Raw genomic sequence first — 24,651 nt, forward strand, 5'->3', positions numbered from 1 at the left:
CTTCGATCGATGCCTCTACCGTCGCCGCAACGTCGTCGAGCGCTGCTTCAACCGACTCAAGCAGTGGCGCGGACTGGCCACTCGCTACGACAAGAGCCGCGAGTCCTGCCAAGCCGCCGTCACCATCGCCTCAATCCTGCTCTGGATCTGACCTTTGAAGACGATCTCTAGGGGATGGGGGTGGTGTCGTGAGCCATGCGGTGGATCCTCAGCGTCGTTGCGACGGACACACAAGCTGTCAGTATTCGGGCGGGAGAGCCCAGGGTTGTCGTGGGCGGGCAGGGATGTGCCGGGCGCAGGCCGGGTGGTCGAAGAGGCACCGCTGGAGATCCAGCGCTTGTTCCACCGGTCTGCAAAAGCCGTCTACCGGTGTCTTACGGTATGAAGACGTCGATCACGATGAGGATGGCAATCCCCTTACGGCTCGGGTGGCAGGGCGTGAGACAGCAACGACCGCAGCAGCACCTGCTTACGGCAGCAGCGTGGCTGCTGATCTGTGTCCTGGCCACCACGGCCGCAATCTTCAGCCAACCGGTGTGGGCTCGCGTCCTTTTGCCGGTCGTTTCTGCTGCTGCCCTGCTCGTAGCGTTGATGAGTGCCTGGCCGGCGGTGTACGCCGCCCTGCGTCGAGCCGGGCCGTGCGCAGCAGCCGTCATGCGCCGGCCCGGGAGGAGCGGCGCGTCCCCTGCGGGCAGGGCCAGGCGCCGGCTGCCCGACGTACTCCCTGACCGTCCCTCGGCTATGGCACCAGGTGAGGGGTCACCTCGGCGATCTTCGCCACCGGCATGCCCTGCGCGGACAGCAGCACCATCTGCGCCCGCGAACCGCTGCCCCGGCGGATGATCCGCAGCAGGCGCTGCCCCTCGTCGTCATCGATCTCGCTGACGCGTACTCGCTCAGCCACCAGCACAGCTTCCCTGCTGCGCACTGCCGGCGAGTGTCATTCCGTCGGCGTGCCGATCCGCAGCCGGTTGCCGTCTCGGAGGCGATGGCCTCGACATCACCAACGCGGAGGTAGACCAACGTGTCGGGGCGGGCATCGCCCTTGTGCTCCGACAAGAACAACCGCACCCCGCCCCGGGCGACCTCGACGAACGCGGGAAATCGCGGTTCGGAGCGGTGTTCCCGCTGCTTGGCGAAGCCCAGCCGCTCGTACCAAGCGATCGCCGCAGCAGCGTTCTCGATGCGAAGAACGGGAATGGCTTCCTCGTCCATGGCGTCATCGTCGCAGACCGCCCAGGACGAACGTTGCCTGATGCGGCACTAGGCAGGACAGGCCGATCTCGTGGAACCGGTGGATCACGTCTCAGACGGTGTCCGCGGCCTGCACCAGCGTCCGCCGGGCACATCCTGGTTCGGACGCGGCGGGATGAGGGGGCGTCTCACCGCAGTGTCTGCCGGGCGGCCGTCACTGATGCGGAACGGCGATGCCGGCTGCGCGCAGCTTCGCCTCGATCAGCGTGTTCAACCGGGCGATGGACGGTGACCGGTCTTCCCGGTGGTGGTTGACCATTCCGTACCGGGAGGCGGCGTCGGGTTGGTCCTGAAACCCGGTCGGCATCGCCAGCAGCGCGCGGTTGGCCAGCAGCTTGTCGGCAAGCGTGGATGCCAGCCCTTCGATCCGCGGGTCGTCCGGATCCCAGGACCTCGCATCCCAGCCGCGTTTGGTCAGCTCGACGGACTCGGGATCGTCAAGTGAATGTCCAAGCCGGGTCAGGAAGCTGTCGAAGATCTCCGGGACCAGTGCCCGGGCCAGGACCAGGGCCTCCCGTTGACCGGCCACGTAGTCGGGGCTGAAACCGAGTTCGGCGAGTCGGTCCAAGACCGCGCAGGCTCGGTCGGGCAGCAGGGCCCGGTCGCCATGGTCGAGACGGTGCAGCCTGTCGCGGCGCGCGATCAGGTCGTCGATTCGTTCGGTGAGTTGGTGATGGACGTCGTCCAGGGTGGCGGCGAACGTCTTGGGATCGGCGTCGAGCAGGTGACCGATCCCGGCCAGCGGCATGCCGGCTGCGGCCAGGGTCCGGACCTGGACCAGCCGGAACAGCTCGTCCGATCGGTATCGGCGATAGCCGGAACCGTCGCGTTCGGGCTCGGCAACCAGGCCGAGCCGGTGATAGTGCCGCACGGTCTTGATCGTGACACCGACGAACGCCGCCGCCTGACCGATCGTGAGCCCGTCTGCCATCGGCTCTACGCACCTCCAGGTCGTGGGCGGCTGCGGTCTCGCGAACCGCGTTGGCGGCGGCCGGGAAGTCCGGACGATCACAGGGGCGAGGATAGCGCGCACCAGGTCCAGCCCATCCCCCTGCCGCCGAGGAGGACCGGGACGCCCGGCGATCGGTGCCGGTCACCACTTGATCGCGATAGGGGGTTGACCTTGACCTTGGGTCAAGGCTCCAGGCTCTTCACATGGCCGCTCGAAGGGCCAGGCAGCCACCAGGGCCGCCGTGAGAACTCACACTGCAAACAGGGGATTCATCATGGGAACCAGCAACAACGGCTTCTCCGACGGAGGGCTGCGCCGACTGCGCGAGGTGCTGGCACGGCACGTAGAGTCCAAGAAGATTCCCGGCCTTGTCGCCCTGGTCAGCCGTGGCGGCCAGACGCACGTCGAAGCGATCGGGACGATGCGTCATGACGGTGGCTTGCCGATGCGCCGGGACACGATCTTCCGGATGGCGTCCACGTCCAAGCCGGTCACGATGGCGGCGGCGATGATCCTGCTCGACGAGTGTCGGCTGCGGCTGGACGACCCGGTGGATCAGTGGCTGCCCGAACTCGCCGACCGGCACGTGCTGAGGCGGCCCGACGGACCGCTGGACGACACCGTGCCGGCACAGCGGCCGATCACCGTACGGGACCTGCTCACCTCCACCTTCGGGCTCGGAGTGGACTTCGAGTCGATGGCTTCCCCGATCAGGGCCGCGACCTTCGAGCGTCTCGACTACAGCGTCGCGTCCGGGCCGGCGCCCGAGCCGGACGAGTGGATACGCCGCCTCGGCGAGCTGCCGCTGCAGTACCAGCCCGGAGTGCGGTGGCAGTACGACCTCAGCAACGAGGTGGTCGGCGTGCTTGTCTGCCGGGTCACGGGACAGTCGTTGGAGGCATTCCTGCGCGAACGTATCCTCGATCCGCTGGGGATGAAGGACACCGCCTTCCACGTGCCCGCCGACAAGATCGACCGACTGCCGCCTCTGTACGGGCCCGACCCGCAGACCGGCGAGTTCGTCGTGTGGGACGAGGCGGCAGGGGGAAGGTCAGCGTGCCTCCCGCGTTCCAGGGCGCCGGCGGCGGGCTGGTCTCCACCGCCGACGACTACCACGCCTACTTCCAGATGCTGCTGAATCATGGGATGCACGGGAGTGACCGGATCTTGTCCCGGGCGGCCGTGGAGCTGATGACCACCAACCGTCTCTCGCCCGGACAGCTAGCCGCCCGGGAAGCCATGTTCAGCAACGTCGCCCACCTGTCGTCCGGCCAGGGGTCGAACGGCGGCTGGGGATTTGGGATGGCGGTGCGCACACATCGCGGCGACTACGCGCCCATCGGCCAGTTCGGCTGGTTCGGCGGCACCGGCACCACCGCCTACGCAGACAGGACCAACCAGCTCACCGGAGTCCTGCTCACCCAGGTCGGACTGTCCACCCCGGATTCGCCGCGTGCCATGAACGACTTCTGGACCACGCTCTATCAGGCCATCGACTGACAACGAGCTCGACCGCTACTCGCGGCCGGGGTCAGAGACAGAAGCCCGGGGCCAGCGCCGGGCGTCATTCCTCGTCGGTGGTGTCCGATTCACGCAGCGGACGCAGGCCCCCGGGCAGGTCGGGGAGCTGGTAGGAGTACCGGCCGAACTTGTTGACGTGGCGGCGGAGGAACGGGGAGAGGCGGGCCAGGTCCTCGGCGGACGAATCGTCTGCCGACTCTTGAGGCCGTGGTGTCAGCGGCCCGGCACGTCGTCGGCGGCGAGTCGTCAGCGGCTGACGAGAAGGCCCTCCACCAGGGCCCGGAGCCCGTCCTGGTAGGTGTCCTCAGCGGTCAGTGGCGTCCAGCGGCCTGCGGCCTGAGCCAAGCGGGGTAGCTCGCTGGGGTCGAGATCGGCGAAGACTTGCTCCCGGTAGGTCGCACGGTCATCGTTTGCGCGCCGGCGGGCCGCTGTTGTCCTGACCACGATCTCTCCGGCTGTGTAGTACCAGATCGAACGGTAGCCGTGCACAGCCTGGTCGAGGGAGAGGCCGCATTCAACCAGTCCGTCAACGATCTGCTCGACAAACCACAGCGCGCTCGTGGACAGCAAATCGTCGGCAGTCAGCACCTCCACGATCCACGGGCAGGCGGCGAGCGCCTCGTGGATCGCCGTGGCGGCGACGATGACCCGCTCGCCAGGATGGGCCGGCAAATCGGGTCGGTGCAGCGTCCGCGCGGCGTAGTCGTCCAGCAGGAGGAGGAGCAGCTGTTCCTTGTCGCGGACGTGGTGGTAGAGCGCCATCGGCGTACTGCCGACCTCCGTGGCCAGCCGCCGCATCGTCAGCCGTTCCACGCCTGACTCGGTCACAATCCGGCGTGCTGTCTCGATGATCTCCTCTCGAGAGATACGGGGAGGTCGGCCCGGGGTCTTGCGCGGTGAGGATGGTTGCGGCATGCCCCCATCATCCCGCAGGTGTCGACAGCGGCCATCATCCGGCGCTAAGTTTTCTTACATGTATAAAAATTCGCGGGAGAGGCAAGGCGTGGTGCTGGCGGCAGCCGCCGTCGCCCAGTTCGTCATCGCCCTGGACATGTCCGTGGTCAACGTCGCATTACCTGCGATCCGCACCCACCTGGGATTCGCGCCGCTCGACCTGTCGTGGGTCGTGCACGTGTACGCGCTCACGTTCGGCGGGTTCCTGCTGCTGGGCGGCCGCGCCTGCGACCTGTATGGCCGGCGCCGGATGTTCGTGCTGGGGCTGACCGTCTTCGGACTGTGCTCCCTGGCGGGCGGGCTGGCTGAAGATCCCTGGCAACTGATCGCCGCACGCGCCGGTCAGGGCCTGGGCGCCGCCGCAGTCGCACCGGCCGCGCTGGCGATGCTCACCACCACCTTCGCCGAAGGCCCCCAGCGCGTCCGCGCGCTCGGGGTGTGGAGCGCGGTGAACGCCGCAGGCGGGGCGCTGGGCGTGCTGGCAGGAGGGCTCCTGACCGAATACGCGGGCTGGCGCTGGGTCATGCTGATCAACCTGCCCATCGTGGTGGCGGCTGTCGCGCTCATCCCTGCAGGGGTGCCCGCCGGAACGGCACCTGCCCAGCGCGAAAGGCTGGACGCGCTGGGCGCCGTCCTGGCGACTGGTGGAGTCGGGCTGCTGGTGCTCGGTGTCGTCCGCACCGACACCCTTGGCTGGGGTTCCCCGCTCACGTGGGCGACCGTCGCTGCCGCGGCCGTACTGCTGGCCGCCTTCGTCTTCGCCGAGTCAAGGGTCGCCGCACCGCTGCTGCGCCTCGGCCTGCTGCGCAGCCGCTGGGTCGCCGGCGCGAACGTGCTGGTGTTCCTGGCCGCAGCCGGGCAGTTCGCAGCGTTCTACTTCGTGTCCTTGTACATGCAGCAGGTCCTGGGCATGGGTGCCGCAGCGACCGGTACAGCATTCCTGCCCTTCTCCCTGGGCTTGGTCGCGGGAACCATCGTCGCGACCCGCATCACCACGTCACGCACCCCTCGTGTGTCCCTGGTACCGGGCGCTCTGCTGGCCGCCGCGGGCTTGGCCTGGTTCGCCCTCATCAGCCCCGACGGCAGCTTTCTCACCGATGTGCTCGGCCCGTCCCTCGTCACCAGTGTCGGCGCCGGACTGGTCCTGGCTCCGGTCGCCGCCGCCGCTACCACCGGCGTCGCCCCACGCGAGGCCGGCATGGCCTCCGGCCTCATGAACAGCTCCCGCCAACTCGGCGGTTCCATTGGCCTGGCGGCCCTGGCCACGATCGCCGCGCACCACACCGGCACGACCAACGACCCCGCCGTGCTCAACGACGGCTACGCCCTGGGCCTGGCCGTTGCAGCCGCCGTTTTCGTGCTCGCGGCGGTCGTGGCGATCGGTGTGCTGCCGCGCCGCCTGGCCGTCACACCTCTCCCACAATCCACCGCTCCCGCAGCCAACCAGCTGGAAGGAACACCATCATGATGACGACTTCCACCGTCGACCTGTTCGCCTCGGCGCTGCATTTGGAGCCCGACGGCGACGTCCGAGCCGTCGAACGGCAGATGACAAGCAGTGGTTCCGGTGCCTGGCAGATCGCCATGTTCCACGTCGAGACCGACGCCGACGTGCACGCCGACCACTGGGAGATGCACCCCGAAGCCGAGGAAGCGGTGTGCTGCCTGACCGGCGGTGTCCGTCTCTACTTCCGTCCCGACAGGCCGGGCGGCGGCGAGGAAGTGGTGCAGTTGCAGGCAGGCGTCGCCGTGATCGTTCGCCGCGGGCGCTGGCACCGTCTGGAGCTGGAGGCCCCCAGCGACCTGATGTCGATCACCCGTCGCAACGGAACCCGCCTCGAAAGGCGCACCGATACCCACTGAGGGGAAGGTGGCCCGGCAAAGCAGTTGTCGGGCCACACGAACCTCGCCCGAAGACTTGGCGGCGCATGGCTCGCCAGCACAAGGTGTTCATCGTGCTTGCCGGGGACATCGCGCACCCGGCCGGACCCCACAACGTCTGGACGGGTGGAGCTGTTGCGGCGGGACGACGACAGCGACGGTGCGCCGCCCCGCTCCAGTATCGACCTGACCAAGGGCACCGCGTTCATCGTGTTGCCACAGGAAGCGGATGGCCCGTGCGCCGGCAGGCGCGATGCCCGTGAGGTCCGGCGATGAGATGCCAACCGGAGGGAATGGGCGCGGAACCGTCCACACTGTGGGGGCGTGTCGCGTGCTTGTGGGCGGCCGCGTTTGCCGGATTGCACTTCCACTGGGCCGTCGGCAGTGACGTGGGGCTGAGCACTTCCGCCGGTCCGCTGGCCACCGAGCGCCCGCTGTGGTTCGTCGACGCAGGCTCGTGGGGCGTGGGGGCGCTCTGCCTCCTCGGCGCCTTGCTCGACTGTCTGCTTGCCCGGTCCAGGCTTCGGGGCGTTCCCGCTCTCCTGGCAAGGTGGCTGGGATGGGGCGTCAGCGCCCTCCTACTGGTCCGGGGCATCGGTGTCGAGGTGCTGCTGCTGACCGACACAACGCACCTGGACACCTCCGTGAGCGCGGGGCAGCGGGCCTGGACGCTGGCCCTCTCCGGAGGACTGGCCTTCGGCCTCGCCACCCGGTGGTCCCGGAAGGATACCGACGCAGAACCGAGGCCCTCGTCCAAACCTGGCATGTATCAGCAGTAGCGAGGACGGCAGAGCCGCAGGGCTCCATCAGCACGCCACGCTCGATGACCCATCGCACACGCCCTGGGCCTGATGGCGCTCTTTGAATTTCCCCAGGTGTCGCTCTTCAGGTGGCCAAACCTGTGATCTCCCCACCCATTGCGTGATCTTCCCGGCGTGTCGAACTGGTCTCGGCGTGTTCTGGAGAGCCTGCGTGAGCACGGAGTTCGGGCTGTTGAAGGGCCCTGGATGCTCACCTGGGAGGAAGACGTGGATGCTCACGCACTGCGTCGCCAGGGCTGGTCGATCTCGGCGATCGCCCGGTACCTGGGGCACGACCGCAAGACGATCCGCGCGTGTCTGAATGGCGAGCGGGTCTCCGGATATCGACGTCAGTCGCCGGACGCGTTCATGCCCTTCTTGGAGTACTGCCGGCAACGACTCAGCGATGACCCCCACTTGTGGGCCTCGACGCTATTCGACGAAGTGGTGGAACTCGGCTATTCGGGCGGCTACTCCACCTTCACCCGGGCCCTTCGTCGATACAAAGCACGTCCGTACTGCGAACCCTGTCGGGCTTCGAGCGGCCGCGACGTGGCGATCATCGCGCATCCTCCAGGTGAGGAGATCCAGTTCGACTGGGTCGAGCTCCCGGATCCGCCCGCGGAGTGGGGCGTCGGCACCAACGCGCATCTCCTCGTCGGCGCCCTGGCCCACTCGGGACGATGGCGGGCCGTGCTCGCGGAGGCAGAGACCTTCCCACACCTGGTCCAGTCCATCGACGCCGTACTGCGGCGCCTGGGCGGAACCGCCCGCAGGTGGCGGTTCGACCGGATGGCCACCGTCTGCCACCCGCCGACCGGACGGATCCTGCCGACCTTCGCCGCCGTCGCAAAGTACTACGGAGCCGGCATCGACATCTGCCCGCCCCGGCGGGCAATCGCAAGGGTGTCGTCGAGAAGGCCAACCACTCAGCGGCTCAGCGCTGTGGCGAACCGTCCCGGACGGCATCAGCATCGAGGCAGCCCAGAACGGCGTGGACAAGCTGGCCATCCAGATGGATCTCCGCAAGCGCAAGCTCGACGGAGCCTCGACCACGGTCGCCGCGCTCGCCGAAGCCGAGCCGCTGCTGGACCTGCCGACCCGCCCCTTCCCCGCCGAGCTGGAGCAGACCCGAGTCGTCAGCCCGCAAGGACTCGTTGCCTTCGCCGGCAACCACTACTCCGTCCCGCCCGGGCTGACCGGCGCCCACGTCACGGTCCGGATCCGCCTCGGCGAGGACGACCTGCACGTGGTCACCGCCAGCCGCGCAGTCATCGCCCACCACCGCCGGGCACCGGACGGAGCCGGCCAGACCGTCCGGGACGCCGGGCACGTCATCGCCCTCGAACGAGCCGTTCTCGCCTCGTTCTCCGACAAGGCTCCCTGCCGCACCAAGGTCCGCCGGCCCCCGTCGGCCGCGGCCCAGGCGGAAGCCGAGAAGCTTCGCGGCCGACCTGAATCGGACGTCGCGAACCGGGTCGTCATCGACCTGTCTCACTACGCCGCCGTCGCCGACCGGCTGCGGCAGGCCCCCACCCACGAAGACCAGGAGCGTGAGAGTGAGTGACACCATGCCGATGAGCAAGGCCCGCCGCTACCAGCAGCTGCGAGGCCACCTGTCCTATCTGAAACTCAACGACGCCGCCGAAGCCCTTCCCCGCGTCCTGGACCAGGCCCGAGCCGAGCGGATGACCCTCACCACCGCCTCGGAGGAACTCCTCGAGATCGAAGTGGAGGCGACCGAAGCCCGCAAACTCTCCTCCCGGCTGAGGTTCGCCTGCCTGCCAGAGCCATGGATGAACGACTTCGATTTCGCCGCCCAGCCCGGCGTCGACGAGAAGCTCATCCGCGACCTGGCCACCCTGCGGTTCCTCGACAACGCCTCCAACGTCCTGCTGGTCGGCCCGCCCGGCGTCGGCAAGACGATGCTGGCCGTCGCACTCGCCCGCTCCGCGGTCGATGCCGGCCACCGCGTCTACTTCACCACCGCCGCCGAACTCGCCGCGAAGTGCCACAAGGCCGCACTCGAAGGCCGCTGGTCAAGCATCATGCGGTTCTTCGCCGGACCCCGCCTGCTCGTGATCGATGAACTGGGCTATCTCCCGCTGCCGGGCGACGGCGCTTCGGCCCTCTTCCAGGTGATCAACCAGCGGTATCTGAAGTCGAGCACGATCCTCACGACCAATGTCGGTATTGCAGATTGGGCGGGCGCCTTCGGCGACGCGACCGTCGCCGCCGCGATGCTCGACCGGCTCCTTCACCGAGCCGCCGTAGTCGGCATCGACGGACCGTCCTACCGCCTCCGCTCGCACCAGTCCCACTCCGACAACCTCCGCAAAGGGGTGACCGGACGTGCTGGTCGAACTCCGGGCCTGCCCCATCTGCTGGACCCAGTTCCAGGCCAACCCCCAGGCAACCCGCCACACCTACTGCACCCCCCGCTGCAAAGCCGAAGCAGCCAGGCGACGACGCCGTGAACGCGACGAAGCCATCAACACAGCGGAAACCGACGTGGGCACGCGGCAGTCACCGGCACCCACACCCCTGACGCCCACAGCTATCCGCAACTGCCCGCACTGCGACAAACCCGTCACCATCGTCGCGCTTCTCGCCACCCCCGAGGCCGCGCGGCCCACCATCCCCGCAGCAAGTCCCGACGTCATCCCCATGCGCCGCAGCTGAGCGAACGCACGTCACTGACCTTGTCAGCCCCAAGGCGGCGGCAGGGTCAGCCGGCGTTTCCCAACGAGGCACCGATGTTGTTCCACATGAAGGCGTCCTTCCAATCCGGGCGCCCCTTGGCCCAGCCGCCCAATGCGGTGATCACCTTTTCCTGGGAGATCGTCCGGGTCTGGTAGTGCTCTGCCGGCGTCCCGTCACGGAACTCCAGCTGATAGGTGTTGTCGTCCCTCAGCCACACCTGCACATACCAATCACCGGCCGCCTCATCGTCGACTCGCTCGATGATCACGAAGGCGTTGCCCCGGCCGAGGTTCGCCACCATCCGACTCAATGCCGTGGGCCCCGGATTCCTCACCTGACGACCGTGCTCGTCTCTCGCTTGCAGCATGGCCCGATCATGCCCCACAGCTCTGACACCCGTCGAAGAGCAACCACGTCAAGCCCGCGCTCGCTCCCCACGTTCCCCAGTTGATTCACTCCGTGAACCAACTGGGGCGAAGAGCAGCTCTGAGGAAAATTCGGGATCGGCATCAGGCCGGTACACCGCCGGCGGCAGCGGTCGGTAACCGGCCGGCTGGAGGTTCAGCCCGACGCGGAATTCGTTCCTTTGAGCAGGGCACGGCCTTGTACTGTCAGGGAGTGGTGGACCGTGTTGCGAAAGCGGACGCTGGTGGCGAGGCCTGCCTTGCGTAAGACACTGGTGTGCTGGCTGGCGCTGGCGGGTGAGATGGACAGCCGCCGCGCCAGCTCGCTGGTGGTGCCCCCCTGCACAAGCTCGGCGAGCAGTGCTGCCCGGGTCGACCCGAGCAGCGCGGCCAGCGCCTTGTCCGTCTCCGCGGACTGCGCAGGCGACCAGATGCCGCGGAGGGAGGCCGCGTCCCGCGGGATGGGATAGATGAGCAGAGCCGCGTCGTCACCCTCCGGCACGAACAGTGCCGGTTCCCGACCGCAGAACAACGAGGGCGCCAGCACAAGACCGCGACCCGCGAGATCGAACTCCTGTTGCTCAAGGCGCCGGAAGGCCGAGTACGACGGTACCTCCAGCATCGGCGGCCGCCAGCGCAGCGCCGGAGCCAGGCTGTCCAAGGCCGCCTGCACGCCGGCGGAGGCCATCAGTCTCCCCCACAGATGCGCGTGGGAGTGCAGTGCCCCCGAAGCCTGTGGCCAGTACGGGGCGACCGCCACGTCATGGAGGTCGGTGAGTGCTCGGGCCAAGCGCCCGAGGGACCCGTCATGGGGCTGCCCCGTGAGCCAGGCTGGGCGCGGTGGCTGTCCGCGAGGGACGGGGTCCAGCTCCCGACGCACGAGCGTGGGCGGCGCGCCCAGCAGCCGATCCGTCGCCTCGGCCATTGAGGCTGCCGGTCCCACCACAGTGAAGAGGTCGATCATCCATTTGCTGGGACTGGCAACGAAACGAGCCAACTGCCGCACATCCGGCGGAATACGAGGCCGAGTCCTTCTGCGCCAAGCGTCGAACAGCGCCCCTTCATCAGTCCGCTGCAGCATTCGTAAGGAGAACTGCGTCTCGGCCAGCGGTCCCAGCAAAGCCATCCTCGTCCGCGCCAAGTCATCCACCGTGAAGCGCAAGCGCAGCACCCGGTTCCCCCCCAAACCCGAGAGTCGTACCCCTGTGACCAGGAACATTCAGCTACGACCGACGGTCATTGTCGAGCCGCTTCCCGGCCAGAGATGCTGGCTTCGCACGCAGCCAGGCCCAGGGCAGGAGCCTTCGGTAAGCCCGGGCCGGAAACGGTCGCGTGAACAGCTGTCAGGGTGCCGTCGCAAACCCTGCGTCGGCGTTCAACGGAATCACCATCGGCATTCCGCCTACCGGTCATTGACGAAGGAGTTTCTCGTGAGCGCAAAGATCAAGGCTGCTGTCCTTCTCGGCAGTATCGCTCTCACCGGTGCCGCGATGGCACCTGCCCACGCGGTAGGTACCACGCCGTCCGTCTCGGTGGCGTCGTTCGACGGGAAGACGGCAGCGGCCACCACGACGTCCAAGGGTGGCCACATCAGGACGAGCCCGTACGGGACGTCGTCCTCTGTCTCCTGGGCGTACGCAGGCGAGGTTCTCACCGTGTACGGGTACGACTACAACTCCTACGGGAACAAGTGGTACGACGTCGTCGACAGCGCGGGCTACTCCGGGTGGATCTACTGCGGGAACGTAACCGCTGGCTGCTGATCCCGCAGCCCGTGCGTGCACGCGGTTCGGCGGGTGATCCGCGGCCAGGCCATCGGCCCCGGATCACCCGAGCGGTTGTCAGTCGTGCCGATGCTGAACGACGCCTGGGACCACCTCGCCCAGGGCTAGGAACGGGCGCCTTCGGACCGGGCCATCAGTGGAGCCCGCCCCGCCTGTACGCCGGCTGACGCACGCTGAGCCCACGAGGCTCCCAGGCCGCGGAGGCATCGGAGTGTCCTCAGCTTGTTCCTCAAGGCCGGGAGTGACAACCCACGCCACAGCCTCTGGCAGACGGGGCCAGCGCCGGGGCCACCCGTACTGGAGTACGGCACCTCCGTGGTCCACGCGGGGACGATCACCGCGGTGTTCCGGCTAGGGAGTGTCCGGAACGTATCGGCGTCCGCCCGGAGGGCGGGGGCCGCGGTGTCCGGTGCGTGCGATCGCAAGGCGGAGGAGGGAGCCATGGCAACCGACGACAACGCGGCTAGCGTGCGCGCGGGGCGTCGCGGGCCAGGCGAGACTTTGCGGACACGATCTAGCAGGCGGTACTGGTTGCGATATCTGACAGGCGGATAGCGGACGCAGGGCGCAGGCGGCCGAGGCAGAGGGGGGGCGGACGCCCTTGCCAGGTGGTATACCGAGGCTGAGCGCACCGCCTGAACACTCGAACCCTTCCTGGAAAAAGGCCCGGCTGGGCGGGGGTGCGGCTCGTGGCCCCCGACCTTCGTCGCCCCTGGGAACGGCCGGCCGAGCCCCGTCGGCTGACCCCCGCCCGGGTGCGGCGGGGGTTTCGCAATGTCCGCGCGACCACGCCCCGCCCGGCGGCCGCACCGAAGCCGTCCCGGCCAGGGCCGGGACGGCCCGCGGGCTCGAAGGACAAACACCGGGCCAGGCACCACGGCGTCGGCAAGACGGTCAAACGCGCCGAGTCGATCAAGGAACGCCAAGCCCGCCCACGTTAAGCGCCCGGCTCAGAGGGTGCCGGTGATGGCGGTGGTGCCGAGGGTTCCGGTCACGCCCTGGAGGGTGACCGTGGTGGTCGGAGTCCAGGTGCGGTCGGCGTGGCGGATGATGTGGAGGAGCTTGTTGTCCTTGGTCGTGGCCGTCAGCCGCAGCTCACCGTCAACGTGCGCGGCGCCGAGCGACTTCACCGTGACGGCGCCCAGGTAGTCCTTCAGGTCACCGAAGGTGGTCCAGGTGCGGTCCGCCTTGCGGATGGCGTGGTACTGGCGGGTGCCGTTGTCGGTGGCGATGACGATCTGCGCGTCGCCGCCGGTGCCGGCCATGCCCACCGAAGTGATGGGGCCCGTCGTGCCAGCCGCGCCGGCGACGCTGCCCCAGCTGCTCCACTGCCCCGCGGTGTTGCGGATGGTGTGGTAGGCCTTGCCGCCGCTGACGGCGATGAGCTCGAGCTCGCCGCCCACGCTGCCGATGGCGGCGGTGGTCACGGTGCCGATCGGGCCGACAGCGCCGGCGATGTCACCTAAGGAGGGCCAGTGGCCGGTGGCATTGCGAAGGGTAGCTGGGGCCGGGTGGCCTCGCAGCTGGACCATCGGCGCCCTGTGATCCAGCTACGGGCCGGGTGGTCCTGCTGAGCGAAGCGCTGGGTGTGGCCGTCGTGAACGAGGTTGGGTTCATGGGCGGGAGAGTGCACACACCGGCGGCTTACCGTCTTGGGCTGATTGGACGGCCCGCCCGACGGCTCTCCCGTAAGATCTGGTGATGCCCTCCCGCCCGGCGGGTAGCGCCATGGATCACGCTTTTGTGCAGGTCAGCGCCGGGGTTCCATGACCGATAATCAGCAAAGCGGAGGTCCGCCCGGGAACGGGTGGCGCTACCTCTTCCGCGGCGTGATGGTCGGCGACGGCCACAACCCTGCGGGCAGGCCGCTGCGCGCCGCCCATGACGAAGCCGGTGTCCCGCCCGGAGTGTGGAAGGGCCGGGGCCTGGCCGCGGCCGGCCTCAGGGCCCGGGGACGTGGTGACCGAGCGGCAGGCCGAGCTGCTCCTGGGGGAGCCCGCTCTGGATCAGTTGACGACGCAGCACAGTTGGCGAATCAGCAAGCTGGTCGGCAAACGCCCCGGACCGTGCGCACGGGGCGGCCCTGACCTGCTTGTCCGGTCGCATCCCAGTTGGCGGATGCTCGCGGGGTCTCAGCCATGCTGGCGGATTCTCACGTCATCGCGCTCAGAGCGGCGCCGCACCGGTTGGACGTTCAGGATCGGCGCGGCGTCACTGGGGCGGTGCCAGAGGCCGCGCTCCAGTCCGGCCGGCCGGCTGGTAGGGGCTGTGCATGGTGAGGAAGCGGACGTCGAGGTCGGTCTGCAGGTAGTCCATGCGCCGTTCCCAGAAGGCTTGCATGTGGGGGAGGGCAAGGTGGGCGTCGAGATCGGCCTGGGAGCGCCAGGCCTCGTAGAAGACGAAGACGCCGGGGTCATTGCGATCTTCGTGGAAGTGGTACTCCAGGCAGCCGGACTCCTGCCGGGTCGGCTCGACGAACGAGAGCAGAAGGTGCTTCAACTCCTCGGCGCGTTCAGGTTTGGGGCGAGCGGTGCCGACGAGTGCGAATGGCTGAGACATGCAGGGTTCTCCCCGATAGGTACAATCAATCTCGTACCTGTCGGACGCTACCGAACTTCTAGGTACGATGCAATCCGTACCTAAAGGAGGTGTCCCGAATGCCCGATGGTGAAGGCCACCCGAGCGTCGAGGAGATCGAGCTCGGCCCGGTACTCTCCGCGCTGGCAGATCCGCTGCGCCGCCGAGTGGTGCGTGAGCTGGCAGCGGAACCCGACGGCGCGGCGCGGACCTGCAGCTCCTTCGGGCTGCCGGTCTCCAAGGCGACCGTCACGCACCACTTCCGTGCACTGCGTCAGGCCGGGTTGATCCGGCAGGTCGACCGGGGCAACAGCCGGATGGCCAGCCTGCGCCGGGCCGACATCGAGCAGCGGTTTCCTGGACTGCTGGGCATCGTGGCAGCCGAGCCGGAGGAGTGAGCTCAGGAGCGGGACAGTCCCAAAAGACAGGTCGATTGCGAACGTCCAATGTGTCACATGCATGGCGACAGGACACTGCCGCTTCGTAGTGACTCCTCGCCGGGCTCCAGGAAGAGCGGCACGATGATCCGGGCGACCTTGGTGGAGCCGTCGCGGTCGAGCCGGAGCGCCCGGCCGATGTTCTGCACGATCTCGACCTGGGAGCCGCGGGTGTCGGCGAAGCAGATCGAGTCGATTCCCCGTTCGCCGGTGATGTCCACGCCTTCCCCGAGTACGCGGACGCTGGCGAGGAAGGCGCGGTGCACCCGGCGCCCGGCCGCGTCGATGCCGCCTGCGAACTGGCGCAGGACCTCGCGCCGCTCGGTGACGAGGTGGTCGCCGCACAGCCACGCCGACCACAGCCGGTCCGGCGGGACATGGCGCCCGGCCTCTAGTTCGTACCAGGCCGCGTCGATCGACGACTCCGGCAGCTCCTCCGCAGCCGCCAGGTCGTCGCCTGTGGCGTCGTTCATGTACAGCTCGGCCGCGGGCTGGGGCAGGTTCTCCGCGAACGCGGCGGCTTCCTCGGCTTTCTGGTGGAACGTCATGACGGTGCGGGTTGTACGCGGCGGCGTGCTCCAGGAGCGCGGTCTGCAGGAGCGCCAGGCGCTGGCCCCGCACTCCACCTTTGAGCGCGCGTCCGGGTGCCCCCGTCGGCCGGACGTCCGTCACTGCAGGCGCTATCCGACCGCCTCCGCCGGCAGCTCCGCCGTGTCCTTGACCAGGGCGTTCACCCGCGTGGCGGCCGGGCCCGGCTGGTGGAGTCGCAGCAGAAGCCGGCCCACCCCGGAGCCTGACTCGGCAGGGCCCTCTGGCCGTATCCACGCGCCGTGCATGCCTGGCTGGGGAAGGCTGTCGGGTGCCAGGCCCGGAGCGCGGTGAAGGAGGCCGTTCCCGAGTGGTTCTCACCCCGCCCCTGAGTCGATGCTCGCTCAGGCCGCCGAGTACGTCCCCGGCTCCGGCGTCCTGGCGAGCGGCTTCGCGGCGGAGCGGACGTTCGACGGCCACCGGGCGATCCTCTTCACCCCCAACGGCCCCGGGCGGCCGCCTGCTCCTGCAGACCCGGCGCGGCTCCCTGGTCCAGGACCGATTCCCTGACTTGGTGGAAAACCCACACCTGAAATCTCTGCAAGAGAGGTCACGAAATCATGACGCACATCGATCTGGCCGCCGTCGCGAACGAAGCGCAGGCATGGTTCGACGGATACGTCGAGACGTTCATCGGACTGGCGGCGAAGGGGAGCACCGACCCGGCGCCGCTCCTCGACTACTTCTCCGTGCCGATCAGCATGACCACCGGGACGGCCCACACCGTGCTCACCTCCGCCGAGGCGCTCTCCCAAGGACTCGCACACGAACTGCGCGGACTGCGCGACGCCGACTACGGGGGAAGCAAGGCCCTCGACCCGGTGGTGCGCGCCCTCAACGAGCGGGCCGCAGAGATCGAAGTCACCTGGGCACGCCAGGACAGTCAGGGGCGGGAGTTCCAGCGCGTCCGCGTGCTCTACCTCGCCGCCCGGACGGACGCGGGCTGGCGGACAGTCGCCTCCGTGATCCTGGCCAGATGAAGAAGCTGATGTCCGCCCGGGCGAAGCACTGGGCTGCGGCGGTGTAGTGCATGGCCCACTTGTCGGCCTGGCTGGTGCGCGCCTTCGGCTTCTCGTCCTCGCTGGCGGGATCGATCCCGAGGACCTTCCCGAGGACCTGCTCGCACATCCACTGCTGCACGGTGGTGAGCTGGTCCCACCCATGCCGGACGGAGGTGACCCACCGGCCGAGGTCTTTGCCTCGGCGCACGACCTCGCCCGCCGTGGTGGGCAGTGCCTGGCCGGTGACCAGGTGTCCAGCAGTCAACGTCAAGCCGCCCAGTCGAGGCCGAGAGCGGCCAGAGCAGCTGTCCAGGGGCGTTCTTTGTGATCAGTGCTGGGCGTGATGGCCTAGTTTGTCTGCTGGGGGCCTGGCGGCGGAGCAGGTCGGTTCCCGGCACGCTGTATTCCACTGCCTTCCAGCCGGCCTCGTGGGCTTGGCGCTGGGCGAAGGGCTCCCCGAAGAACTTCGCTAACGGGCTCTGCCAGGGTGGAGGCGCGACACGCCCCCCGTCCGAAAGGCCCGCCGATGCCACGACCCGCCTCCTCCACCGCCGCCCGGCCCACCGCAGTGCTCGTCGTGGAGGACGACCCCGAGGTCCGGGCCGCCGTCGTGGACGCGCTGGCCATCGAGGGGTACGGGGTGCGGGCGGCGGCGGACGGGCTGGCCGGTCTCAGCGCGGTGGCTGCCGAGCCACCCGACGCCATCGTGCTGGACCTGGCCATGCCGGTGCTGGACGGGCTCGCCTTCTGCCGCGAGCTGCGCGGGCTCGGGGACCGTACCCCCGTCCTCGTCCTCACCGCCCGCGACGCCGTCAGCGACCGGGTGGCCGGGCTGGACGCGGGCGCCGACGACTACCTGGTCAAGCCCTTCGCCCTGGACGAGTTGCTGGCCCGGCTGCGGGCGCTGCTGCGCCGGGCCACGCCCGCCCTCGGCGCGGGCGAGCCCGCCGTAGGCGCGCTGTCCTTCGCCGACCTGACCGTCGATCCGGCGACCCGCACCGGTGTCCGCGGCGACCGGCGGCTGGAGTTCACCCGCACCGAGTTCGCGCTCCTGGAGCTGTTCCTGGGCCATGCGGCAGGGGCAGCGAGCCCTCGCAAACCTGATCCTCGGCGGTGAAGCGGGTTACGTTCCCCGTCTTTGCCACCGCGATCGGACACCGCGTTTGCGGGACCGGTCCGGGTGGGGCGACCGGCCTCGGGCCAGGGTGATGTGTGCAGGTGCTACGAGTACGGTGATCCTGTGGATCAGAAGATCAGCTTTCCGCCCCGCCCGCTCCGAGGGGTGCGCGCCGTGTACGCCCGGCAGGCCGCGCTCCTCCCACTGTTCCTCGGTGCGGGCTGCCGCGCGCCAGCCGTAGTTCTCGCCGACGCGTGCCTGGACGCTGCGGACCAGGGGTGAGTCGGTGTCCAGACGGCGCAGGGCTAAGCCGGGGACGGCCGGGGCCGGGTTCAGGTCTGCGGGGTCGGTCATCTCCAGGTAAGTGATGATCTTCTGCGGGATGCTGTCGTTCATCGCGCTTCCAAGTCGGGCCGGTCGTCGGTGGTGGTGGTGGTTTCGGTCGGGCCGGCCAGGGTGGTTTGCAGGGTGTGGCCTTCGCCCGATGCTGCAGCGGCGCGGTGAGGTGCCCCGGCACGCCCTCGAACGGTCCCTCGAACTCAGGCGGCTAGGCTCGGCCGAGGCGGACGGAGAACCCGGCGCGCTGCGTGGTCTTCATGGCGAAAACGGTAGCCGGACCGAAGCCCGCCACCGCCTCGCTCGGAAAATCTTCTTCGGCCAGCGCGGCGAACTGCGCCAGCACGATCGCAAGGGCATGGCGGACCAATTCGGCACCCTCGGCCTGGCACTCAACGCTGTCATGCTGTTCGACAGCCTCTACATCGACGCCGCCGTCAAGCAGCTCGCCGCTGACGGCTTCCCTGTCACCGACGAGCTGCTAGCCCGGCTCTCCCCGCTTCAGTACGACCACATAACCCCTCGGCAGCTTTGCCTTCACCGGGCTCGCGGCACCTGGCCTGCGCCCGTTGCGTGACCCCCACGCCTACGACGAGTCAGACGACGGCGAGGCCGAGTATCGGAGGCGCCGCACGATGCCTGATCACTTCCACCAGCATCAGGCTGGTGGCCGAGGCCGTCCGCATTCGCCGCACGGTTCATGGCCGGGCTTTCCTCGAACGTGTACAGCGCCAGTAGGTGACGGGCCAGGGCGAGTGCGGCAAGCACCGCGACGAGCACGCACACTCCCCACCAGCCAGCCTGGCTCCAGGCGCGTATCCCGAGCCAGGAACCTGCGGTGCCGCCCAGGTAGGCACAGGTCATGTAGGCGGTGTTGAGCCTGCTGCGGGCATCGACGCGCAGGGCGTAGACGCGGACTTTATTGGCGACCATGCCGGACTGCATCGAGGTGTCGAGGAGCAGCGTGCCGAGTGTCAGGGAGGTCAGACCCACCGTGCCGCCCCGGGTACCAATGGTGAGGATCGCGGCCGAGACGAGGACGCCAAGCATGCAGACCAGGTTCACTGGATCGGGGCCGTAGCGGTCCACCAGACGGCCGGCGAGCGGGGTGGCGACCATGGTCGCCACGCCGACCAAGGCGATCACGCCTACCGCGTGGGCGCCCAGCCCGTAGGCAGGTCCGGCGAGCAGGAGCGCCAGGCAGGTCCAGACCGCGGAGAACCCGGCGAAGACGGTTGCCTGGTAGAAGCACGAGCGGCGTAGGTCTGGCTCGGTGCGCAGCAGGCGCAGCGGCTCGGCCAGGAGCGCTGCGTACGGCTGGCGAGAGGACGGGGTGGTGGTCGGCACCGCGAACGCCAAGACGGTGGCGAGGATCAGGGCCAGGACCGCGGCGACCAGGTAGGGGGCCCGCCACCCCAGCCACTCACCGAGGGTGCCGCCGAAGGTTCGGGCCAGCAGCATGCCGCCGGTCGATCCGCTCAGCAGAGCGCCGATCACCCCTCCTTGACGGTCGGCGGCCACGAGACCAGCCGCCAGGGGGCCGACGATCTGCGCGCCCACGGTGGTCAGGCCGACAAGGGTGCTGGCGGCAACGAGGGCCGGCAGGGCCGGTGCGCAACCCGCTGCGAGCAGTGCCAGGCCGGTCAGGGCCAGGAGGACGACGAGGAACGAGCGGTGCGGGAGCCGGTCGCCGAGCGGCACCAACAAGACCATCCCGGCTGTGTAGCCGGTCTGTGTGGCGGTCACCACCGCAGCGGCCGAATCGGGCGACACGTGCAGCCCGGCGGCGATCAGGGGACCGATGGCCTGCGGAAAGTAGATGTTGCCCACTGCTACGGCGCATGTGACAGCCAGGATCAGGACCATCCGACGGCTCATCCTTCAGTCCACCGGCCCGCCAGCGACGTAAATGACCTGGCCGGAGACGAACCCTCCCCCGGGACTTACGAGGAAGGAGGCGGTATGGGCGATGTCGTCAGGCAGGCCCACTCGACCGACCGGGATGGACTGCTCCGCCCTGCGCTGGAACTCCTTGAAGCTCAGGCCGAGCCGCCGGGCCCAGGCCCTGGTCATGTCGCTCACGACGAATCCCGGCGCAATGGTGTTCGCGGTCACGCCATGCGGGCCGAGCTGGAGAGCGAGGGATTTGGTGAATCCGATCAAGCCCGCCCTCGCGCTGGCGTAGTCGACGCGGCCGGCATCACCGACAGCGGAGATGCTCGACATGTTGACGATGCGTCCCCATCCGGCCGTCACCATGTGCGGGCAGACGGCCCGGGCGGCGAAGAAAGGGCCGCTGAGGTTGATCCCCGAGACCGTATCCCACTGCTGCGTGGTCATGTCCACAAGGTCAGCACGAGGTCCGATGCCGGCGTTGTTGACCAGTACCGCCGGCGGTCCGAACGCGGCGGCGATCCGGGTGACGGCCGCAGTGACCGCGGCCTCGTCGGCCACATCAGCGGCGAGGGCCGGCGCTGCGCCGCCGACACTTGTGATGGCCTCCACGGTGTCGGCACAGTCCGCCTCGTCCAGATCGATCACGCCGACCGCCAAGCCGTCGCCCGCCAGGCGCCTGGCCACAGCGGCGCCGATACCGCGGGCAGCGCCGGTGACAACCGCCGTGCGCTGCACATGAATCGTGTGTGTCATGGGAGGAAGTCCACGCCATCGACGTCGCGTCGCCAATCGATGTAGCGTATGGCTTAATGATCAGTTTCGTGCTCGGCGTCGAGGATCTCGCGGACACCCGCTTCGCCCTCTCGCCCCTGCACGAAACCCTGTTCAGCCTGCGGGTGCTGCAGGATCCTGGCCTGTCCGCGCTGCACCTGCCGTGGCGCAGGTCCGTACTCGGCAGACTCGGCACGCTCGACACCGGTCTACTGATGTCCTTGGTCGCCCAGCGGCGTACCCTCCCTGACTTCCTGACCCCGAATCCCGCGAGCTTCGCGCCGGCCTTCGAAGAAGAACTCTTCGTCGTCCGTCAGGCGTCCTGCGCTCGGGTCCGTCACGACCTGCTGCTCGCGCACGCGCCCGACCCTGTTCCCGAAGCGCTCCGCGACGCCACCGCCGCCGAAGACGCGCCTGTCGCCAGACTCCGCGACGCCATCTGCGATCTCCTGCGACAGTACTGGGAGGTGGCCATCGAGCCGATGTGGCCGCAGATGCGGCTGGTGCTGGAAGCCGACATGACCTACCGCGCCCGCCAGCTTGCCCTGGGGGGCGCCCGTCTGCTGTTCGCCGACATGCACCCGAACCTGCGCTGGCGAGGCGGAGAACTGTACATCGACAAGATGATCAGCAGGCACCGGGTTGCGGCATCTGGCCGGGGGCTGTTGCTGTTGCCGTCCGTGTTCGCACACAAGCCCGCGCCCCCCGTGAGCCCGGAAGAGCCGCCGAGCCTCGTCTATCCCAGTCGGGGAGTAGCCACGTTGTGGGGCTCGGAGATGCCGACCGTGGACACAACCGCCCTGGTGTCTCTGCTCGGTTCGTCCCGAGCGAGACTGCTCAGCATCCTGGAAGAGCCGCTGCCCACCGTAGAGCTCGCCCGCCGTCTCAGGGTCACCCCAAGCGCTGTCTCCCAACACCTGCGTGTCCTGCACTCCACGGGACTGGTCACCCGGACACGTGATGGACGACATGTGCTGTACCGGAGAAGCGCACTCGGCGACCGACTCACGACCACCGCAACCAGACCGCGAACTCACGAGAGCTGAGGTTCAGCAGTCCGCCTCCGCCCAACCCCGCCCGGCCGGGCGACTCGCGCCGCCGTTCGACGGTGCGACCCCGAGCCGGCCCTGGGGGCGTCATTGCCAAGGCGGCGGTGTACCGGTGCGCACCCCGGCGCGGTCCGACTGCCCCGCCGGACCGGCGTGGTCCGGGTCCCGGGCGGAGGGGTAGGCAGCGCGGAGTGCGCGCCGCCCACCGTCGGCCCGGCTGCTCCGGTGCCGAGCCCCGTCAGTGCGCGGAGCTCGGCGGCGAGGCGCTGCCAGAGGACCATGGAGACACCGTCGTCGACGACGAGAGCTAGGGAGAGCCATCGGCTCCTGACCGGGCGGGTGACGGTCTCGGGCATGCCGGTGTCGGCCAGCATCGTCACCGTGCGCGCGATGTCGAGTTCGTGGTGCCGATGGTCGGGGAACCGCTGCCGCAGCGGGCGGAGGGACTTCCCGAGCCGGAGTTCGCTGGCGCCGGAGACGCGACCGTCGGGGGCGCGGACGGGGAGCGCCGGAACCTGTGGTGTGTCGGTTTTCTCCTCCGGCTCGGCCGTAGACAGGACCGGGCGCGCGGGACCCGGGTCGGGCTGCCCGGCCGTCGCTGGCTCGTGGGCTCCTCGGCGCCTTCGGGGCCGGGCTCGGCTGGCGACGGGGCGGTGTCCGCCGGGGCTTCGGCCGGCCCGTACGGGGCTTCCGGTGCGGCGAGCCGGACCAGCGGACCGGAGCCCCGGGGCAGTCTCCCGGCCAGCCAGAGGGCGTCGAGGAGTTGCTCCTGGGAGAGCTCGACGCCGCTCTCGGCGAGGACCTCGCCGTGCGTGGCGTCGAGGGAGACCTGGGCGCCCGCTGGGGCGACACCCTCGCCGAAGACCGGCACCCCGGCCTGGAAGCCGACTTCGTGATGAGCGTCCCGCCCTTCGGCATCTCGGACTGGGCATGGAACAAGACCGACCCGAGATGGCGGTACGGCGTCCCGCCGCGTGGCGACGCCAACTACGCCTGGTTGCAGTACGCTCTGGCCAAACTGAGACCGAACGGGACTGCGGGCGTCGTCCTGGCCAACGGCTCCCTGCACGCGAAGAGCGGGGGCAGGATTCGCCGGGCGATGCTGGAGGACGACGCCGTGGCCTGTGTGGTCGCGCTTCCACCCCAACTCTTCCGTACGACCCGGATCGCGGCGTGCCTCTGGATCCTGGCCAATGACAAGGGCCGGCAGGGCGCGGCGGGGCTGGCGGACCGGCGGGGCGAGATCCTGTTCGTCGACGCCCGCGAGGCAGGCACGCTCGTCGGCCGGACGGAACGCGTCCTCACGGAGGCCGATCTTGCGAGGATCGCCGGGACCTACCACGCCTGGCGCGGCACACTGTCGGCCCGGGTGGAGCGGGCGGCGTACCGCGACGAGCCCGGCTTCTGCGTCTCCATGGGCCTGGAGGCCGTACGGCACCACGGGTACGAGCTGACGCTGTCGCGGTACGTGCTCCTCCCTCTGGCCGGCTCCGCGACCCAGGACGACCGGCGCGGCGAGCTCCAGGCGTTGACGAGGAACCTGGACGCGCTGTTCGACTGACTACGCCCGACACTCGACCTCACCGCCACGATCCCGACCGCGACGCGTTTGTCTCCGGCTTAATCGGTGCGTGTCCGGGGTGCGGCGTTGCCGAAGCGCCGCTGTGCGGCCGCGCTGGCCACCGCGCAGTACGGACGGGGAGAGCCCCTCCAGCCGGAATGGCGTCCCCTCGACGACGACGCACTATCGACCCACGAGTCAGCCGTCACTCGGCGTCCGCACTTCAGGGAAGGCAAGCCAGAACCGCTCGCGGTTGACAGCCCAGGCGGCCGGGGGAACGGATCAGCAAGGCATCGCGTGGTCCCAGTCGATCAGGCCGAGGTCGGAGACCCGGATATGTGGCTAAGCCATTCACCCGTCGGATGCCCGCTGTGCGAGGCGGTTGAGGGTCGAGTCGGCGTCGAGGCGCATGAAAGCGGCGAGGTCACCGATCGACTCCACGATCACGCTCAACTGCTCCTTGAGCTGGTCGTCGGCGGCTGCTGACGCCTCGGCTTCCTCGCGCCGGTGAAGCGCCAGCGCCTGCTCGTAGGCGGCGCGGGTCTGCGGATCCTGCAGCATCGTCTTGAGGCGGTCCATCAGGATGGCGTAGCGGCCCTCAGGACTCATCGCGCTACCGGCCATACCGGCTATGCCCGGCTGCTGGTTCCACAACTCCTTCGTCTCCCCGTAGGCGAGATCCCAGAGGGCAACCTCCGTGGGGAAGGTCTCCAGGAGGGCCCGGGCCTCCAGTTCGTAGTGGTCTCCGATCTGATCAGTGAAGACATTGCCCAGACGCCTCGAAGAGGAGCTCGACCGCTCCCAGCGCTACCCCCACGCACGTGAAAGGCGCCTTCGTGACCCCGACCTCCGTCTCGACGTCGTAGGGAACGGCATACAGGCCGGGGATCTCGTTCTCTGCCCGCCACCGGATCAGGGCCCGGTAGCCCTCCGGCCAGACCAGGGACCCGGGCCGATAGACCCGGGTGCGCAGGGACGCCGCGACGGTCGCCGCGTCGCGCGGGCTGGAGATGTGGAGCAGCTGGGAGGACGAGCTGGCCGCGGTCGAAGCATGTTTTGGAACGC

24 protein-coding genes and 7 pseudogenes are annotated in these 24,651 nt (G+C 69.1%); 17 read left to right on the top strand and 14 right to left on the bottom strand.

Annotated features, from left to right (window positions below):
- Positions 1-151: transposase family protein (locus tag ACF068_RS30395; RefSeq protein WP_392277614.1), on the top strand; the 151-nt coding region annotated here is incomplete at its 5' end.
- A gap of 606 nt (positions 152-757) precedes the next feature.
- On the opposite strand, the pseudogene ACF068_RS30400 reads toward ACF068_RS30395, so the two are convergent.
- The 3 genes and pseudogenes from ACF068_RS30400 to ACF068_RS30410 form a co-directional block, all read right to left on the bottom strand.
- Positions 758-904: pseudogene (locus ACF068_RS30400) on the bottom strand (IS630 family transposase); the annotation flags it as partial.
- 36 nt (positions 905-940) lie between these two features.
- Positions 941-1,215, bottom strand: a pseudogene (locus ACF068_RS30405) (glyoxalase superfamily protein).
- 193 nt (positions 1,216-1,408) lie between these two features.
- Complete coding sequence (locus ACF068_RS30410; protein WP_392277528.1) at positions 1,409-2,185, bottom strand: MerR family transcriptional regulator; 777 nt, start codon at positions 2,183-2,185, stop codon at positions 1,409-1,411.
- Between the two features lie 295 nt (positions 2,186-2,480).
- Here ACF068_RS30410 and ACF068_RS30415 point away from each other — a divergent pair.
- Positions 2,481-3,706 (top strand): annotated as a pseudogene (locus tag ACF068_RS30415) (serine hydrolase domain-containing protein).
- A 267-nt stretch (positions 3,707-3,973) separates the two neighbouring features.
- Here ACF068_RS30415 and ACF068_RS30420 read toward each other — a convergent pair.
- Entirely contained in the window at positions 3,974-4,642 is a 669-nt protein-coding gene (locus ACF068_RS30420) for a TetR/AcrR family transcriptional regulator (RefSeq protein ID WP_392277529.1), read from the bottom strand.
- Between the two features lie 58 nt (positions 4,643-4,700).
- Between ACF068_RS30420 and ACF068_RS30425 the strand changes: the two genes are divergently transcribed.
- The 7 genes from ACF068_RS30425 to ACF068_RS30455 all read left to right on the top strand — a co-directional run bounded on the left by ACF068_RS30425 (position 4,701) and on the right by ACF068_RS30455 (position 10,044).
- Positions 4,701-6,149 carry an MFS transporter gene (locus ACF068_RS30425; RefSeq protein WP_392277530.1) on the top strand — a complete coding sequence of 483 codons (1,449 nt, stop codon included), beginning with the start codon at positions 4,701-4,703 and terminating at the stop codon, positions 6,147-6,149.
- Positions 6,149-6,544, top strand: a complete 396-nt coding sequence (locus tag ACF068_RS30430; protein WP_392277615.1) for a cupin — start codon at positions 6,149-6,151, stop codon at positions 6,542-6,544. The genes ACF068_RS30425 and ACF068_RS30430 overlap by 1 nt, the downstream gene beginning before the upstream one ends.
- Before the next feature lie 144 nt (positions 6,545-6,688).
- A complete protein-coding gene (locus ACF068_RS30435) occupies positions 6,689-6,838 on the top strand; it encodes a DUF6191 domain-containing protein (RefSeq protein ID WP_392277531.1) in 150 nt (49 codons plus the stop codon).
- 17 nt (positions 6,839-6,855) lie between these two features.
- Positions 6,856-7,341 (top strand): DUF3995 domain-containing protein, encoded by a 486-nt coding sequence (locus tag ACF068_RS30440; protein WP_392277532.1) that lies wholly within the window; start codon positions 6,856-6,858, stop codon positions 7,339-7,341.
- Positions 7,342-8,356: 1,015 nt separating this feature from the next.
- Positions 8,357-8,929, top strand: coding sequence for a transposase (locus ACF068_RS30445; RefSeq protein ID WP_392277533.1), 573 nt, complete (start codon positions 8,357-8,359; stop codon positions 8,927-8,929).
- Positions 8,922-9,839 (top strand): IS21-like element helper ATPase IstB, encoded by a 918-nt coding sequence (istB, locus tag ACF068_RS30450; protein WP_392277534.1) that lies wholly within the window; start codon positions 8,922-8,924, stop codon positions 9,837-9,839. Before ACF068_RS30445 ends, istB begins: the two co-directional genes overlap by 8 nt.
- A 34-nt stretch (positions 9,840-9,873) precedes the next feature.
- Positions 9,874-10,044: a hypothetical protein gene (locus tag ACF068_RS30455; protein ID WP_392277535.1), complete on the top strand. Its 171-nt coding sequence runs from the start codon at positions 9,874-9,876 to the stop codon at positions 10,042-10,044.
- A 46-nt stretch (positions 10,045-10,090) separates the two neighbouring features.
- Here the strand turns inward: ACF068_RS30455 and ACF068_RS30460 are convergent, their stop codons facing one another.
- The gene (locus ACF068_RS30460) at positions 10,091-10,432 is read right to left on the bottom strand and encodes a hypothetical protein (RefSeq protein ID WP_392277536.1); all 342 of its coding nucleotides are present in this window, start codon (positions 10,430-10,432) and stop codon (positions 10,091-10,093) included.
- Between the two features lie 194 nt (positions 10,433-10,626).
- Positions 10,627-11,157, bottom strand: a complete 531-nt coding sequence (locus ACF068_RS30465) for an ArsR/SmtB family transcription factor (RefSeq protein ID WP_392277537.1) — start codon at positions 11,155-11,157, stop codon at positions 10,627-10,629.
- A 742-nt stretch (positions 11,158-11,899) separates the two neighbouring features.
- Between ACF068_RS30465 and ACF068_RS30470 the strand changes: the two genes are divergently transcribed.
- Both ACF068_RS30470 and ACF068_RS30475 read left to right on the top strand, forming a co-directional pair.
- Positions 11,900-12,232, top strand: a complete 333-nt coding sequence (locus ACF068_RS30470; RefSeq protein WP_392277538.1) for an SH3 domain-containing protein — start codon at positions 11,900-11,902, stop codon at positions 12,230-12,232.
- Between the two features lie 704 nt (positions 12,233-12,936).
- Positions 12,937-13,194: pseudogene (locus tag ACF068_RS30475) on the top strand (transposase); the annotation flags it as partial.
- Between the two features lie 9 nt (positions 13,195-13,203).
- Here the strand turns inward: ACF068_RS30475 and ACF068_RS30480 are convergent.
- Both ACF068_RS30480 and ACF068_RS30485 read right to left on the bottom strand, forming a co-directional pair.
- Positions 13,204-13,680 (bottom strand): hypothetical protein, encoded by a 477-nt coding sequence (locus ACF068_RS30480; RefSeq protein ID WP_392277539.1) that lies wholly within the window; start codon positions 13,678-13,680, stop codon positions 13,204-13,206.
- A 784-nt stretch (positions 13,681-14,464) separates the two neighbouring features.
- Positions 14,465-14,812 (bottom strand): putative quinol monooxygenase, encoded by a 348-nt coding sequence (locus tag ACF068_RS30485; RefSeq protein WP_392277540.1) that lies wholly within the window; start codon positions 14,810-14,812, stop codon positions 14,465-14,467.
- A gap of 98 nt (positions 14,813-14,910) precedes the next feature.
- On the opposite strand from ACF068_RS30485, the gene ACF068_RS30490 reads away from it, so the two are divergent.
- On the top strand, positions 14,911-15,228 hold the full coding sequence (locus tag ACF068_RS30490) for an ArsR/SmtB family transcription factor (RefSeq protein ID WP_392277541.1): 318 nt from the start codon (positions 14,911-14,913) through the stop codon (positions 15,226-15,228).
- Between the two features lie 92 nt (positions 15,229-15,320).
- Here ACF068_RS30490 and ACF068_RS30495 read toward each other — a convergent pair.
- Positions 15,321-15,885 (bottom strand): annotated as a pseudogene (locus ACF068_RS30495) (helicase); the annotation flags it as partial.
- A 530-nt stretch (positions 15,886-16,415) separates the two neighbouring features.
- On the opposite strand from ACF068_RS30495, the gene ACF068_RS30500 reads away from it, so the two are divergent.
- On the top strand, positions 16,416-16,835 hold the full coding sequence (locus ACF068_RS30500) for a hypothetical protein (protein ID WP_392277542.1): 420 nt from the start codon (positions 16,416-16,418) through the stop codon (positions 16,833-16,835).
- 547 nt (positions 16,836-17,382) lie between these two features.
- A pseudogene (locus ACF068_RS30505) lies at positions 17,383-17,955 on the top strand (response regulator transcription factor); the annotation flags it as partial.
- Positions 17,956-17,979: 24 nt separating this feature from the next.
- On the opposite strand, the gene ACF068_RS30510 reads toward ACF068_RS30505, so the two are convergent.
- A complete protein-coding gene (locus tag ACF068_RS30510; protein WP_392277543.1) occupies positions 17,980-18,369 on the bottom strand; it encodes a hypothetical protein in 390 nt (129 codons plus the stop codon).
- A gap of 88 nt (positions 18,370-18,457) precedes the next feature.
- Here ACF068_RS30510 and ACF068_RS30515 point away from each other — a divergent pair, with 88 nt between their 5' ends.
- Positions 18,458-18,886: a Tn3 family transposase gene (locus tag ACF068_RS30515; RefSeq protein ID WP_392277544.1), complete on the top strand. Its 429-nt coding sequence runs from the start codon at positions 18,458-18,460 to the stop codon at positions 18,884-18,886.
- On the opposite strand, the gene ACF068_RS30520 is transcribed toward ACF068_RS30515, so the two are convergent.
- Positions 18,847-20,175 carry an MFS transporter gene (locus ACF068_RS30520; RefSeq protein ID WP_392277545.1) on the bottom strand — a complete coding sequence of 443 codons (1,329 nt, stop codon included), beginning with the start codon at positions 20,173-20,175 and terminating at the stop codon, positions 18,847-18,849. The two genes, ACF068_RS30515 and ACF068_RS30520, sit on opposite strands and share 40 nt — an antisense overlap.
- A gap of 15 nt (positions 20,176-20,190) precedes the next feature.
- Positions 20,191-20,958 carry an SDR family NAD(P)-dependent oxidoreductase gene (locus tag ACF068_RS30525; RefSeq protein ID WP_392277546.1) on the bottom strand — a complete coding sequence of 256 codons (768 nt, stop codon included), beginning with the start codon at positions 20,956-20,958 and terminating at the stop codon, positions 20,191-20,193.
- A gap of 56 nt (positions 20,959-21,014) precedes the next feature.
- On the opposite strand from ACF068_RS30525, the gene ACF068_RS30530 reads away from it, so the two are divergent.
- Together ACF068_RS30530 and ACF068_RS30535 are read left to right on the top strand one after the other, a co-directional pair.
- The gene (locus ACF068_RS30530) at positions 21,015-22,022 is read left to right on the top strand and encodes an ArsR family transcriptional regulator (RefSeq protein WP_392277547.1); all 1,008 of its coding nucleotides are present in this window, start codon (positions 21,015-21,017) and stop codon (positions 22,020-22,022) included.
- 766 nt (positions 22,023-22,788) lie between these two features.
- Positions 22,789-23,586: an N-6 DNA methylase gene (locus ACF068_RS30535; RefSeq protein WP_392277548.1), complete on the top strand. Its 798-nt coding sequence runs from the start codon at positions 22,789-22,791 to the stop codon at positions 23,584-23,586.
- Between the two features lie 351 nt (positions 23,587-23,937).
- Here ACF068_RS30535 and ACF068_RS30540 read toward each other — a convergent pair whose 3' ends face one another.
- Complete coding sequence (locus ACF068_RS30540; protein WP_392277549.1) at positions 23,938-24,195, bottom strand: hypothetical protein; 258 nt, start codon at positions 24,193-24,195, stop codon at positions 23,938-23,940.
- Between the two features lie 220 nt (positions 24,196-24,415).
- Positions 24,416-24,616: pseudogene (locus tag ACF068_RS30545) on the bottom strand (hypothetical protein); the annotation flags it as partial.
- Positions 24,617-24,651 lie beyond the last annotated feature (35 nt).

Source organism: Streptomyces sp. NPDC016309 (assembly GCF_043077235.1).
GTDB lineage: Bacteria > Actinomycetota > Actinomycetes > Streptomycetales > Streptomycetaceae > Streptomyces.